This is a genomic window from Rhodanobacter sp. UC4437_H4 (genome assembly GCF_052978425.1).
The window spans coordinates 290460-303647 of the sequence record NZ_CM129673.1; the positions used below are offsets into that span (position 1 = coordinate 290460).

The 13188-nt window shown below is 68.7% G+C and carries 12 protein-coding genes; 4 read left to right on the top strand and 8 right to left on the bottom strand.

Translation table 11 applies throughout. The annotated features are described in order from the left end of the window. Positions 1 to 52: 52 nt before the first annotated feature. The 5 genes from ACVCL3_RS01510 to ccoN are packed head-to-tail and all read right to left on the bottom strand — an operon-like array spanning position 53 to position 3520. Positions 53 to 292 carry a hypothetical protein gene (locus ACVCL3_RS01510; RefSeq protein WP_447100259.1) on the bottom strand — a complete coding sequence of 80 codons (240 nt, stop codon included), beginning with the start codon at positions 290 to 292 and terminating at the stop codon, positions 53 to 55. Beyond that, on the bottom strand, positions 276 to 1184 hold the full coding sequence (gene ccoP, locus ACVCL3_RS01515; RefSeq protein ID WP_447100260.1) for a cytochrome-c oxidase, cbb3-type subunit III: 909 nt from the start codon (positions 1182 to 1184) through the stop codon (positions 276 to 278). Before ccoP ends, ACVCL3_RS01510 begins: the two co-directional genes overlap by 17 nt. After that, positions 1181 to 1375 (bottom strand): cbb3-type cytochrome oxidase subunit 3, encoded by a 195-nt coding sequence (locus ACVCL3_RS01520; RefSeq protein WP_447100261.1) that lies wholly within the window; start codon positions 1373 to 1375, stop codon positions 1181 to 1183. Before ACVCL3_RS01520 ends, ccoP begins: the two co-directional genes overlap by 4 nt. Beyond that, on the bottom strand, positions 1372 to 2037 hold the full coding sequence (gene ccoO / locus ACVCL3_RS01525) for a cytochrome-c oxidase, cbb3-type subunit II (protein WP_447100262.1): 666 nt from the start codon (positions 2035 to 2037) through the stop codon (positions 1372 to 1374). Before ccoO ends, ACVCL3_RS01520 begins: the two co-directional genes overlap by 4 nt. Positions 2038 to 2050: 13 nt before the next feature. Next, a complete protein-coding gene (ccoN, locus tag ACVCL3_RS01530) occupies positions 2051 to 3520 on the bottom strand; it encodes a cytochrome-c oxidase, cbb3-type subunit I (RefSeq protein ID WP_395118740.1) in 1470 nt (489 codons plus the stop codon). A 183-nt stretch (positions 3521 to 3703) separates the two neighbouring features. Here ccoN and ispG point away from each other — a divergent pair, with 183 nt between their 5' ends. Next, positions 3704 to 4963 carry a flavodoxin-dependent (E)-4-hydroxy-3-methylbut-2-enyl-diphosphate synthase gene (gene ispG / locus ACVCL3_RS01535; RefSeq protein WP_447100263.1) on the top strand — a complete coding sequence of 420 codons (1260 nt, stop codon included), beginning with the start codon at positions 3704 to 3706 and terminating at the stop codon, positions 4961 to 4963. On the opposite strand, the gene aat is transcribed toward ispG, so the two are convergent. From aat to trxB, 3 genes are all read right to left on the bottom strand, one after another. Next, complete coding sequence (gene aat, locus ACVCL3_RS01540) at positions 4956 to 5687, bottom strand: leucyl/phenylalanyl-tRNA--protein transferase (protein WP_447100264.1); 732 nt, start codon at positions 5685 to 5687, stop codon at positions 4956 to 4958. The genes ispG and aat overlap by 8 nt on opposite strands. After that, complete coding sequence (locus ACVCL3_RS01545; RefSeq protein ID WP_447100265.1) at positions 5684 to 6814, bottom strand: GNAT family N-acetyltransferase; 1131 nt, start codon at positions 6812 to 6814, stop codon at positions 5684 to 5686. The genes aat and ACVCL3_RS01545 overlap by 4 nt, the downstream gene beginning before the upstream one ends. Positions 6815 to 6913: 99 nt before the next feature. After that, entirely contained in the window at positions 6914 to 7876 is a 963-nt protein-coding gene (gene trxB / locus ACVCL3_RS01550; RefSeq protein ID WP_395118732.1) for a thioredoxin-disulfide reductase, read from the bottom strand. A 219-nt stretch (positions 7877 to 8095) separates the two neighbouring features. On the opposite strand from trxB, the gene ald reads away from it, so the two are divergent. From ald to ACVCL3_RS01565, 3 genes are all read left to right on the top strand, one after another. After that, the gene (ald, locus tag ACVCL3_RS01555) at positions 8096 to 9160 is read left to right on the top strand and encodes an alanine dehydrogenase (protein WP_447098794.1); all 1065 of its coding nucleotides are present in this window, start codon (positions 8096 to 8098) and stop codon (positions 9158 to 9160) included. 29 nt (positions 9161 to 9189) lie between these two features. Further along, on the top strand, positions 9190 to 11514 hold the full coding sequence (locus ACVCL3_RS01560; RefSeq protein ID WP_447100266.1) for a DNA translocase FtsK: 2325 nt from the start codon (positions 9190 to 9192) through the stop codon (positions 11512 to 11514). A 116-nt stretch (positions 11515 to 11630) separates the two neighbouring features. Then, positions 11631 to 13169 (top strand): 2OG-Fe(II) oxygenase family protein, encoded by a 1539-nt coding sequence (locus ACVCL3_RS01565; RefSeq protein ID WP_447100267.1) that lies wholly within the window; start codon positions 11631 to 11633, stop codon positions 13167 to 13169. Positions 13170 to 13188: the final 19 nt, after the last annotated feature.

The window sequence follows — 13188 nt, forward strand, 5'->3', positions numbered from 1 at the left end:
CCGCGCAATACCTGGGCGGCGAGCCGGGGATCGGCCCATGTCGCCGCGCCGCTCATGGCCGCGGCGCGGGGGGATCAGCAGGGGGAGGCGGCGTGCTGTGTGCCGTCACCGGCACGCCGAGTACCGCGTGCGAGCCGGGGCGCAGCGGCGTGTCGGCGTATTGCACGCTGACCACGATGAGCCACACGCAACCGGCCAGCGAGGCTACGAAAACCAACGCTCCCAGCCACAGCACCGGCTGGCGATACCAGGCCGATGCCGCGCGGTTGCCGTTGTCATTGCGGGCTTTCATCGGCCTGGTGCGAGAGGTGGTAGACGTAGGCCGCGATCACGTGGATCTGGTCCTCGGAAAGGCGCGTGCTCCACGGCGGCATGTGACCCTGGCGACCGTTGGCGATGGTGTGCTCGATCTCGGCCGGCGTGCCGCCGTAGAGCCAGATGTCGTCGGTGAGGTTCGGCGCACCCAGCGCCGGGTTGCCCTTGCCCTCGGCGCCGTGGCAGGCGGCGCAGGTGGAGAACAGCGGCTTGGCGGCTGCCGCCTTGGCCGCGTCGTGCGGGGCGCCGGACAGGCTCAGCACGTACTGGGCGAGGTTTTTCACGTTGTCCGCGCCCAGGCTCGCCCATGGCGGCATCACGCCGCTGCGACCGTCGTGGATCGAGGTGGTGATGTCCTTGCCGGTGCCGCCGTACAGCCAGTCGCCGTCGGTGAGGTTGGGTGCGCCGACCAGGATGTTGCCCTTGCCGCTGCGCTGGTGGCAGGCGGCGCAGTTGTCCTCGAACAGCACCTTGCCCATCTGCTGCGCCTGCGGGTCGCCGGCCAGCTGCTCCACCGTGTACAGGCGGAAGCGGTCCAGCAGCGGGTCCAGCCTGGCCTCGTTGGCAGCCACTTCACGCGCCAGCTGGCCGTGCGAGGTCCAACCCAGCGCACCCTTGTGGTTGCCGAAGCCGGGGAACAGGAACAGGTAGATGAACGCCGCGGCGAACATCGAGCCGGAGAACACGATCCACCACGTGGGCAGGTTCTTGAGGCCTTCCAGGATGGTGCCGTGCGCCCACACGTGCCCGGTGGTGCCATCGGGGCGGGTCGGGATCTTGGCCCGCGGCGCCCACAGGAACAGCCCGAAGGTGATGCCCAGGTTGAGCACCACCAGGAACATGACCCACAACGACCAGCCGCTGCTCATGGGCGATCCTCCTTGGCGTCGACATCGCTGTCGGGTAGTTCGTCTTGTTCGAGCGGCAGGCGTGCCATGCGGTCGAACGTGGCCTGGTGGCGCTTGCGCCAGGCCCAGATCCATATACCGATGAAGGTCACCAGCATCAGGATGATGAATACCCCTGCAACGTGGCCCCAGACCGGGCTCATCGGCGTCATGGCGTGGCTCCCGCGACGCCGTCGGTGGTCGCCGGCTTGGCTGCCGGCGGGGCCGGCTCATTGGCGATGCCCAGGCCCTGCAGGTAGGCGATCAGCGCGTCCATCTCGGTCTTGCCCTTGACGGCCTCGGGCGCGGCGGCGATCTGCGCGTCGGTATACGGGTCGCCCAGCTTGCGCAGCGTGCGCATGCGTGCCTGCACGTCCTCGGCGCTGATCGTGTTGTGCGCCAGCCACGGATAACCGGGCATGTTCGACTGCGGCACCACCTGGCGCGGGTCCATCAGGTGCAGGCGCTGCCATGCATCGGAATACTTGCCGCCCACGCGCGCCAGGTCCGGGCCGGTGCGCTTGGAGCCCCACTGGAACGGACGGTCGTAGACCGACTCGGCCGCGGTGGAGAAGTGGCCGTAGCGCTCGGTCTCGAAACGCAGCGCGCGGATCATCTGCGAGTGGCACAGGTAGCAGCCTTCGCGCACGTAGACGTCCTTGCCGATCAGGCGCAGCGGCTCGTACGGATGCACGCCCGGCGGCGCCTTCACCGAGTGCGCCTCCATGAACAGCGGGGTGATCTCCGCCAGTCCGCCCAGCGAGACCATGATCGCGATGCCGATGCCGAGCAGGCCGGCGTGCTTCTCGATCGCTTCGAAATGTTTGTAGGCCATGTTGATCTCTTCCTCAGCCGGCACTTGCCGGCAGGGGAGCGGGCACCTGGTGGGGCGCCGGCTCGGGAATCGGCACCGGGATCGGCTTGATCAGGCGCGCGCGGGCATCGGCGGCGGTGTGCCACAGGTTCCACGCCATCACCCACATGCCGGACAGGATGAACACGCCGCCGGCCCAGCGGATCAGGTACATCGGCTTGATCGCGAGCAGGCTGTCGAGGAAGCCGTAGGTCAGCGCGCCGTCCGGGTTGGTGGCGCGCCACATCAGGCCCTCGGTGACGCCGGCGGTCCACATCGAGCCCACGTACAGCAGGGTGCCGATGATGTGCAGCCAGAAGTGCAGCTCCATGCCCTGGCGCGAGTGCATCTCCGGCCGGCCCAGCGCACGCGGCGCCATCGCGTAGAGCGAACCGATGGTGATCATCGCCACCCAGCCCAGCGAGCCGGAGTGCACGTGGGCGATGGTCCAGTCGGTGTAGTGCGACAGCGAGTTCACCGTCTTGATCGCCATCATCGAGCCTTCGAAGGTGGAGGCGCCGTAGAACACCAGCGACAGCACCATGAACTTGGCCGCCGGATCGGTGCGCAGGCGATGCCACACGCCGTTGAAGGTGAGCAGGCCGTTCGCCGCCGAGCCCAGGCTCGGCATCAGCAGCACCAGCGAGAACGCCATGCCCACCGACTGCACCCAGTCGGGCAGGGCGGTATACATCAGGTGGTGCGCGCCGGCCCACATGTAGACCGAGATCAGCGCCCAGAAATTGACGATCGAGAAGCGGTAGCTCCACAGCGGCTGCTTGGCCTGCCGCGGCACGAAGTAGTACATCATGCCGAGGAAGCCGGCGGTGAGGAAGAACGCCACCGCGTTGTGGCCGTACCACCACTGCACCATCGCATCGACCACGCCGGAGTAGATCGAGTACGACTTGGTCAGCGAGACCGGGATGGCCAGGTTGTTGACGATGTGCAGCAGGCCCACCGCGATGATGAAGGCGCCGTAGTACCAGTTCGCCACGTAGATGTGCTTGATCCGCCGGCGCGCCAGCGAGCCGAAGAACACCACGCCGAAGCTCACCCAGACCACCGCGATCAGGATGTCGATGAACCATTCAGGCTCGGCGTATTCCTTGCTCTGGGTCAGCCCCAGCGGCATCGTGGTCATCGCCAGCACGCAGACCAGTTGCCAGCCCCAGAAGGTGAATGCGGCGAGCTTCCTGAAAGCCAGCCGCGCGTGGCCGGTGCGCTGCACCACGTAATAGCAGGTGCCCATCAGCGCCGAGCCGCCGAACGCGAAGATCACGCCGAAGGTGTGGTCGGGCCGGATGCGGCTGAAGGTCAGCCACGGCACGTTGAAATTGAGCACCGGCCACATCAGTTCGGCGGCGGCATAGACGCCGACGGACATGCCGATGATGCCCCATACGGCGGCCGCGAGCAGGAACTGGCGGACGACCTTGTCGTTGTAGTATTCGGTGTTCGGCATCGGCTTTTCCGGCTGGACAGCGGGGCATTTTGGCGGCAAGCATGCGGCGAAGTGCTGACCTCGATCAAGCAACTGCGGCATTCCGTCCACGTCATCGCGGTGGAGGCCGGCGCTACCGGTCGGGCGAGTATCCTTGGCATCTTCAGTCGCGGCCTGCCGCGACCAGACATTCCGGTTGAATCCATGAGTGAGATCGTTTCGCAACAACCCCGTCCGGCGGCGCCCGCGCCGCGCCGCGCCAGCGTGGGCGTGCAGGTCGGCAAGGTCAAGGTAGGCGGCGGCGCCCCGATCGTGGTGCAGTCGATGACCAATACCGACACCGAGGACCCGGCCAGCACCGCGAAACAGATCGCCGAGCTGGCCCGCGCCGGCTCCGAGCTGGTGCGCATCACGGTGAACACGCCGGCCGCCGCGGCCGCGGTGCCGCGCATCGCCGAGCGGCTGGCGATGATGGGCGTGGACGTGCCCATCATCGGCGACTTCCACTACAACGGCCACCAGTTGCTGGAGCGCGAACCGGCCTGCGCCGAGGTGCTGGCGAAGTACCGCATCAACCCCGGCAACGTCGGTTTCGGCAAGAAGCACGAAAGCCAGTTCGCCTCGATCATCGAGAAGGCGCTGCGCTACGGCAAGCCGGTGCGCATCGGCGCCAACTGGGGTTCGCTGGACCAGTCCATGGTGGCCGCGCTGATGGACGAGAACGCGCGGCGCGCCGAGCCGTGGGATGCCGCGCACGTGGCGCGCGAAGCCTTGATCCGTTCCGCCCTGGATTCGGCCGCGCGTGCCGAGGAGCTCGGCCTGCCGCGCGAGCGCATCATCCTTTCATGCAAGGTTTCCGGCGTGCAGGAGCTGATCGCCGTGTACCGCGACATCGCCGCGCGCGGCGACTACGCGCTGCACCTGGGCCTGACCGAGGCCGGCATGGGTTCCAAGGGCATCACCGCCTCGGCCGCTGCGCTGGCGGTGCTGCTGCAGGAGGGCATCGGCGACACCATCCGCATCTCGCTCACGCCCGAACCCGGTGCCTCGCGCACCGGCGAGGTGATCGTGGCGCAGGAGCTGTTGCAGACGATGGGTCTGCGCTCGTTCACGCCGCTGGTCACCGCCTGCCCGGGTTGCGGGCGCACCACCAGCGAGTTCTTCCAGGAACTGGCCAAGACCGTGCAGGAACACGTGCGCGAGCAGATGCCGCTGTGGCGGGTGAAATACGACGGCGTGGAGAACCTCACCCTGGCGGTGATGGGCTGCATCGTCAACGGGCCGGGCGAATCCAAGCACGCCAACATCGGCATCTCGTTGCCGGGCAACGGCGAGGCGCCGGCCGCGCCGGTGTTCATCGACGGCGAGAAGGCGATGACGCTGCGCGGCGACAACATCGCCAACGAGTTCGTCGACATCCTCGACGACTACGTGGCGCGCAAGTACGCCGCGCGCGCTAGCTGAAAGTCGTGCCGGGCTGCCACAGCCGCGGGCCGAGATCGGTCCAGCTGCCGACCCGCCCAGGCTGCGCGGCCAGCGTGCCGGCCTGCGCCAGGTAGTCCGCGCGCGCCATCTCGAACGCACCCAGGCTCAGCGTGTGGGCGTTGGCTACCTGCGCATCGAGCAGCGGGCAGCCCTGTTCGTGCAGCAGCCGCGCCAGCGCGATCAGTGCCACCCGCGAACCACCGCTCTCGGCGCTGAACATCGACTCGCCGCAAAACAGCTTGCCGACAGACAGGCCGTAGACGCCGCCGACCAGGCGCTCGCCGTCCCAGGTCTCCACGCTGTGCGCGTAACCGAGCTGGTGCAGGTGGAGGTAGGCGTCGATCATGGCCGGTACGATCCAACTGCCCGAGCTGTTGTCGCGCGGCGCCGCGCAACCGCGGATCACCGCCTCGAACGCCCGGTCGATCGTCACCCGCCAGCGCTTGCCGGCGAGCTGGCGACGCAGGCTGCGGTTCGGCCGCAACGCGTCGGTGCGAAACACGCAGCGCGGGTCCGGCGACCACCACAGGATCGGTTCGCCATCGCCGAACCAGGGGAAGATGCCTTGCCGGTAGGCGGCCAGCAGCCGGCCTGGCGACAGGTCGCCGCCGAAGGCAAGCAGGCCGTTCGGTTCGGCCAGTGCGCGGGACGGATCGGGAAAGCGCTCCGGCGCGTCGGCATCGAGCAGGGGCAGGCGGATCATGGCGCAGCCTCGTCGTGCTGCGCGTACGGGCTGTGTTGCCGCAATTCTTCCGCGTAGGCATCCACCGCCGGTGCCTCGCGCGCCAGCGCGCTGGCCACCGCCGCGCGGAAGCCCGGGTGGGCGAGCCAGTGGCGCGACTGCGTGCGCGCGGGCAGGAAGCCGCGTGCCAGCTTGTGCTCGCCCTGCGCCCCGGGCTCGAAGCGGTGCAGTCGTTGCGCAATGGCGTACTCGATGCCGCGGTAATAGCAGAGTTCGAAATGCAGCCCGGGCACGTCGACCATGCTGCCCCAGTAACGACCGTAGAGCACGCCGTCGCCCTGCACGAACAACGCCATCGCCACGATCTCGCCGCCCGCGCGGGCCAGCGCGAGCTGTGCCAGCGGACCGAGTTCGCCGAGCTGCCGGAAGAAGGCGACGGTCAGCACCGCGTGGTTGCCCTTGTCGTCGAAGGTGGCTTCGTACAGCGCGTGCACGCGCTCCCACTCGTGCTCGTCGAGCGTGTCGCCGCTGCGCCATTCGACCGCCAACCCGCTGGCGGCGACCTGGGTGCGTTCGCGCAGGATGTTCTTGCGCTTCTTGTGGGTCAGCGCGGCGAGGAAATCCGGGAAGTGGCGGTAGTCGCGGTTGTGCCAGTGGAACTGCACGTCCGAGCGGGCCAGCCAGTCGTCGCCGAACGCCGGCGCCTCCGTGGCGAGCAGGAAATTCGCGTGCACCGAGGACAGCCCCAGCCGCTTCGCCTCGGCGCGCATCGCCTCGACCAGCGCCTGCCGCAGCGCTGGCGTGTCGGCCAGCAGGCGCGGGCCGGGCACCGGCGAGTAGGGCACGCCGCAGAGCAGCTTCGGGTAGTACTCGCCGCCGGCGCGCTCCCACGCGCTGGCCCAGCTCCAGTCGAACACGAACTCGCCGTGCGAGTTGCCTTTCAGGTACAGCGGCGCGGCGGCCACCAGGCGATCGTGGTCGTACAGGCCCAGGTGGTGTGCCTGCCAGCCCCAGTCGGGACGGATGCAGCCGGTGTCTTCCAGCGCATGCAGGAACGCGTGCGACACGAACGGATTCGCCCCGCCGCGCAAATCGTCCCACGCCGCGGCAGGCAGTTCGGCGATCGCGTCGTGGAAGCGGATGTGCATGACTCGGCAGGTGCCGCAGGAGCCCGCTTGCGGGCGATGCTTCTGTTTTTTTCAATCCCGGCCAGAAGCATCGCCCGCGAGCGGGCTCCTGCGGGCAGGTCAGCCCGCCGGCGTCTGCTGGTCGAGCCAGCGTTCGGCGTCCAGCGCGGCCATGCAGCCGAAGCCGGCGGAGGTGATCGCCTGGCGATAGACGTGGTCGGCGACGTCGCCGGCGGCAAACACGCCGGGGATCGAGGTCATCGTGGCCATGCCGTTCTGGCCGCTGTGGATGCGGATGTAGCCGTCGTGCATGTCCAGCTGGCCGGCAAAGATGCCGGTGTTCGGGGTGTGGCCGATCGCCACGAAGAAGCCGGTGGCCGCGATGTCGCGGGTGGCGCCGGAGTTGACGTCCTTCACGCGCACGCCGGTGACGCCGGTGTCGTCGCCGAGCACCTCGTCGATGGTGTGGTTCCAGACCAGCTCGATCTTGCCCGCGGCCTCCTTCTCGAACAGCTTGTCCTGCATGATCTTCTCCGCGCGCAACTTGTCGCGGCGGTGCACCAGGTACACCTTGCGGCCGATGTTGGCCAGGTACAGCGCTTCCTCCACCGCGGTGTTGCCGCCGCCGATCACCACCACGTCCTGGTCGCGGAAGAAGAAGCCGTCGCAGGTCGCGCAGGCCGACACGCCCTTGCCCTTGAACTTCTCCTCGCTGGCGATGCCCAGGTACTTCGCGGTGGCGCCGGTGCTGATGATCAGCGCATCGGCGGTGTACTCGCCGGAGTCGCCGACCAGCCGGAACGGGCGCTGCTTGAGGTCGGCGGTGTGGATGTGGTCGAAGATCATCTCGGTGTGGAAGCGCTCGGCGTGCTCGGCCATGCGCTGCATCAGCGCCGGACCCTGCAGCCCCTCGACGTCGCCCGGCCAGTTGTCCACGTCGGTGGTGGTCATCAGCTGGCCGCCCTGCTGCAGGCCGGTGATCATGGTCGGCTTGAGATTGGCGCGGGCAGCGTACACCGCGGCGGTGTAGCCGGCAGGACCGGAGCCGAGGATCAGCAGGCGGCTGTGCTTGGGGGTGGGCATGGCAGGTATAATCCTTGGGTTTGCTGGTGGCTTGAGCGGCTATTCGCTGCAGCTGCAGCCGGGGTTTCACCGAAACCGGGCCTGCAGGTGGCAACAACGAATGCGACCCCCGGAGAATGGGGAATCCGCGTGGCTGATTCAAGTCGCCGGCAGATCAACGACACCACCGCGGCAGTTGCGCGATGGACTTTCCACGTGTTCCCACAGGATTCTTTTGCCATGCGTATCGGTATCCCCTCCGAAACCAAGACCCTCGAAGGTCGTGTCGCCCTTGTTCCCGCCGCTGCTGCCGACCTGGTGCGTCGCGGCCATGAGGTGTTCATCCAGGCCGGGGCCGGCCTGAAGAGCGGTTTTTCGGACGAGGCGTACGTCAACGCCGGCATCAAGATCGTGGCCGATGCCGCCGCGCTGTACGAGGCGGGCGAACTGATCGTCAAGGTGAAGGAGCCGATCGCCGGCGACCTGGCCCTGCTGAAGAAGCACCACCTGCTGTTCTGCTATCTGCACCTGGCGGCGGAGCCGGCGCTGACCCGCAGCCTGCTCGACATCGGCCTGACCGGCGTGGCGTTCGAGTCGGTGGAAGATCACGGCGGCCTGCCGCTGCTGCACCCGATGTCGGTGATCGCCGGGCGTATCGCCACCCAGTGCGGCACCACGCTGCTGCATCGTCCGCAGGGCGGCAAGGGCAAGCTGCTCGGCGGCATGGCCTCGACCCCGCGCGGCAAGGTGGTGGTGCTCGGTGCCGGCGCGGCCGGCGGCAATGCCGCGGCGCTGGCGGCGCAGGCCGGCGCCAACGTGGTGGTGTTCGACAAGCGTCAGGATCGCCTGGCCGAGATGATGGCGCTGGGCCCGAACGTCACCGCGCTGTACGCCTATGAATCCTCGGTGGCCGAGGAAGTGCGCGACGCCGACCTGGTCGTCGGCGCCGTGCTGATCCCCAGCGCCAAGGCGCCGCACGTGGTGACCGAGGCGATGGTCAAGTCGATGGAGCCGGGCAGCGTGCTGGTGGACATCGCGATCGATCAGGGCGGCTGCTTCGAGACTTCCCGGCCGACCACCTGGGAGCACCCCACCTACGACGTGCACGGCGTTACCCACTTCTGCGTCACCAACATGCCCGGCGCGGTGCCGCAGACCTCGTCGGTGGCGATCTCCGCGGCGATCCTGCCGTACGTGCAGCGCCTGGCCGGCGGCAACGCGTGGCGCGAGTTCGAGCCGCTCAAGGTCGGCATCAACATCGACGGCGGCAAGCTGGTACATCCGGCGCTGCAAGGTATGCTCTGACCCTGGTCACGAAGAAAGGGGCACCCCGGGTGGCGCGCGGCGCGAACGCAAGGCAACAACCCAAGGCAGGCCTCAGCGATGAGTTGAAACGCCGGCTGCGCGAAGCCGGCGCCCTGCTGCTGCTGCCGCTGGCGGTGTACCTCCTGGTATGCCTGTTCAGCTACGACCCGCATGACCCCAGCTGGACCAATGCCGGCCAGCTGGAGCATGCGCGCAACTTCGGCGGCACCGTCGGTGCCTACGTGGCCGATCTGCTGCGCTGGATCTTCGGCCTGGTGGCGTACTGCTTCCCGTTGCTGCTGTTGCTGCTCGGCGTGCAGGTGTTGCGCCAGCGCGGACAGCAACCGCAGCATCCGTGGGAACCGGCATTGCGGCTGGTCGGCTTCGTGTTCTTCTTCATCACCGGGCCGGCGCTGCTGTATCTGAACTTCGCGCAGGAGCCGGTGCAGCCGCAGGGCGTGGGCGGCATCATCGGCGTGTGGGTGGGCCATGCGGTGCTGTCGGCGTTCGGGTCCACCGGCGCGCCGTTGCTGCTGCTGGCGCTGTTCCTGATTGCGGTGACGCTGGCCACCGGGCTGTCCTGGTTCGGCGTGATGGACTGGACCGGCCAGGCCGTGCTGCAGCTGGCCGGCTGGCTGCGCGGCAAGCTGCGCGAGGCACCGCAACTGCTGGCCGCGCGCCAGGCGCGCAGCGAGCGCGAGGTGATCAAGAAGGCCGACGCGGTGAAGCAGGCCCGGCGCGAACCGGTGCGCATCGAGGCGGCGCCCGCGCCGGTGACCAAGAGCGAGCGCGCGCGGCTGGAGACGCAGATCCCGCTGTTCGCCGGCGCCGCCGCGCCGGGTGAACTGCCGCCGCTGTCGCTGCTCGACGAGGCGCCGGAGCAGGGGCCTGGCTATACCGAGGAAACGCTGGAAGTCCTCTCGCGCCAGGTCGAATTCAAGCTGAAGGATTTCAAGATCGACGTGAAGGTGGTCGGCGCCTATCCGGGGCCGGTGATCACCCGTTTCGAGATGGAGCCGGCGCCCGGCGTGCGCGGTTCGCAGGTGTCGAGCCTGGACAAGGACATCGCCCGCGGCCTGTCGGTGGTGAGCGTGCGCGTGGTCGACGTGATCCCCGGCAAGAACGTGATCGGGCTGGAGATCCCCAATACGCGCAAGCAGATCGTCTACCTGTCCGAGATCCTGCGTTCGGACAAGTACGACCAGGCGCGCTCGCCGCTGGCGCTCGCGCTGGGCAAGGACATCGGCGGCAAGCCGGTGGTGGTGGACCTGGCCAAGATGCCGCACCTGCTGGTGGCCGGCACCACCGGTTCGGGCAAGTCGGTGGCGGTCAACGCGATGGTGCTGAGCCTGCTGTACAAGGCCAGTCCCAAAGACGTGCGCATGATCATGATCGACCCGAAGATGCTGGAGCTCTCGGTGTATGAGGGCATCCCGCACCTGCTGGCGCCGGTGGTCACCGACATGAAGGAGGCCGCCAACGCGCTGCGCTGGTGCGTGGCCGAGATGGAGCGCCGCTACAAGCTGATGGCCGCCGTGGGCGTGCGCAACCTGTCCGGTTTCAACAAGAAGGTGAAGGACGCCGAGAACGCCGGCCAGCCGTTGCTCGACCCGCTGTTCCGGCCCAACCCGGACATGCCGGGCCTGGCGGCCGACCCGCTGGAGCCGCTGCCGAACATCGTGGTGTTCATCGACGAATTCGCCGACATGATGATGATCGTCGGCAAGAAGGTCGAGGAGCTGATCGCGCGCCTGGCGCAGAAGGCGCGTGCCGCCGGCGTGCACCTGATCCTGGCCACCCAGCGCCCGTCGGTGGACGTGATCACCGGCCTGATCAAGGCCAACATCCCCACCCGCATCGCGTTCCAGGTGTCCTCCAAGATCGACTCGCGCACGATCCTGGACCAGTCCGGCGCCGAGGCGCTGCTGGGTCACGGCGACATGCTCTACCTGCCGCCGGGCACCGCCACGCCCGAGCGCGTGCACGGCGCCTTCGTCGACGACCACGAGGTGCACGGCGTGGTCGCCTGGCTGAAGTCGCAGGGCGGGCCCGACTACATCGAAGGCGTGCTGGAGGAAGTGCAGGCCACCGGCGACGGCAAGTTCATCAACGACTCCGGCCTGCCGCAGGACGGCGAGGAAGGCGGCGACGCCGACACCCAGCTCTACGACAAGGCCGTGGCGGTGGTCACGCAGACGCGCCGCGCCTCGATCTCGGGCGTGCAAAGGCATCTGCGCATCGGCTACAACCGCGCCGCGCGACTGGTCGAGCAGATGGAGGCCGACGGCGTGGTCAGCGCGCCGCAGCACAACGGCAACCGCGAGGTGCTGGCGCCGCCGCCGCCCAAGGATTGATCCGGTATCCCGCTGCCGGCACAAAACCGGCATGATGCGCTCCTGCCGCGCGCGCCGGGTCCGTGGATCGGACGCGCGACGGCCTTCATGATTGCTCTTGGACGCGTACGTCGGTCATGGTGTCGAACTTGCCGCAACACGATGGGAACGATGCCGCGTGGGCGTCGCTGGCCGGCGACGTCCATCGCCTGGTCCAGCAAAACCGCGCGCAGGACGCGCTGGCGATCGTCGAGCGATTCCTCGGCTCGACGCCGGATTGCCGGGTCGTCGAGCCGCTGCGGTTGCGCGCGCAGCTGTTGCTGGCGCTGGGGCGTCCGCGGCAGGCCGTGCCGGCGTTCGAAGTCGCGATGGCCGCCGCGCCCGGGGACGGGCGCATGCTGCTGGGGCTTGCCGTGGCGCACGGCGAAAGCGGCCAGCCCGAGGCAGCCGAGGTGGCGGCGCGCGGCGCACTCGCGCAGTCGCTCGACCATCCGCACGTGCATTACGTGCTGGCTCGCGCCCTGTTCGAACAGGATCGGTTCGTCGAGGCCGAAGCGGAGCTTCGTCAGGTCGTGGCGACGGCGCCGCAGCACCTTGCGGCGCATACCACGCTGGCCGAACTGGTGTGGATGCGCAGCGGCGACATGGATGCGGTCGCCATCGCGCTCGATGCGGGCAGCGACGCCCGCTCGCGCGTCGAGCTGCGCATGATCAAGGCCCGGCTGTGGCGTCAGACCGGCGCGGCCGAACGGGCGTACGCCGAGCTTGCGCCGCTGCTCGAAGCGCACCCGCAGCACGCCGCGCTGCACGTACTGGCGGCGGAATGCGCGCTGCAACTGGACCCGCCCCGGGCGCTGGCGCTCATCACCCACGCGCTGCAACTGGAGCCGCGCAGCCGGGAGGCGCACCGCTTGCACGGCGACATCCTGCTCGCGGCCGGGCTGCCGGAAGCGGCGGCCAGCCTGGCCGGGCGACTGCTGGCGCTGGACCGCAACGACGTGTCCGCCTTCGCACTGCAGGCCGCGGCGTGGCATGCGCTGGGCGATCCGCGCTATCCGGCGTTGTACGACTACCCGCGGCTGGTGCGCTCCTGTCGCATCGACGTGCCACCGGGCTGGGCCAGTCTCGACCATTATCTGCACGACCTCGCGGCCAGCCTGCACGCACGGCACGACCCGTTGCAGGCGCACCCGCCCACGCAGTCGGCGCGCACCGGCACGCAGGTCGAGTTGCGGCCCGGCAGCCCCTCGGCGGATCGGGCGGTGCGGGCGTTTCCGACGGCGGTCGATGGCGCCATCCGCCGCTACATGGAGACGGTGATGGCCACGGGTGCCGACGCCTTTTCGCGGCGCGGCACCGGCCGCTATCGTTTCAGCGGCATGTGGTCGGTGCGGCTGAAGTCACAGGGGCACCATGCGAGCCATTTCCACGGCAAGGGCTGGATATCCTCGGCCTGTCACATCGAGGTGCCGGCGTCGCTGTCCGATGACGACCGCGGCGGATGGTTGAAGTTCGGCCACGAACTGCCGTCCGGATCGCCCCCCGGGCACTGCGTCAAGCCGGTGCCGGGCGTGCTTACCCTGTTCCCTTCGTGGATGTGGCATGGCACGGTGCCATTCGTGGCCGCTCCCGGCGACTACCGCCTGTCGGTCGCCTTCGACGTGGTTCCCGATTGACGCGGAAGCCTTTGATTAA

Bases quoted from the DNA above. Each gene is read 5' to 3' on its own strand.
- ald (WP_447098794.1), top strand. From the start codon at position 8,096: ATGCGTATCGGTATCCCCTCCGAAACCAAGACCCTCGAAGGTCGTGTC.
- trxB (WP_395118732.1), bottom strand. From the start codon at position 7,876: ATGCCCACCCCCAAGCACAGCCGCCTGCTGATCCTCGGCTCCGGTCCT.
- ispG (WP_447100263.1), top strand. From the start codon at position 3,704: ATGAGTGAGATCGTTTCGCAACAACCCCGTCCGGCGGCGCCCGCGCCG.
- ACVCL3_RS01565 (WP_447100267.1), top strand. From the start codon at position 11,631: ATGGTGTCGAACTTGCCGCAACACGATGGGAACGATGCCGCGTGGGCG.
- ccoN (WP_395118740.1), bottom strand. From the start codon at position 3,520: ATGCCGAACACCGAATACTACAACGACAAGGTCGTCCGCCAGTTCCTG.
- ACVCL3_RS01520 (WP_447100261.1), bottom strand. From the start codon at position 1,375: ATGACGCCGATGAGCCCGGTCTGGGGCCACGTTGCAGGGGTATTCATC.
- ccoP (WP_447100260.1), bottom strand. From the start codon at position 1,184: ATGAGCAGCGGCTGGTCGTTGTGGGTCATGTTCCTGGTGGTGCTCAAC.
- ACVCL3_RS01545 (WP_447100265.1), bottom strand. From the start codon at position 6,814: ATGCACATCCGCTTCCACGACGCGATCGCCGAACTGCCTGCCGCGGCG.
- ccoO (WP_447100262.1), bottom strand. From the start codon at position 2,037: ATGGCCTACAAACATTTCGAAGCGATCGAGAAGCACGCCGGCCTGCTC.
- aat (WP_447100264.1), bottom strand. From the start codon at position 5,687: ATGATCCGCCTGCCCCTGCTCGATGCCGACGCGCCGGAGCGCTTTCCC.
- ACVCL3_RS01510 (WP_447100259.1), bottom strand. From the start codon at position 292: ATGAAAGCCCGCAATGACAACGGCAACCGCGCGGCATCGGCCTGGTAT.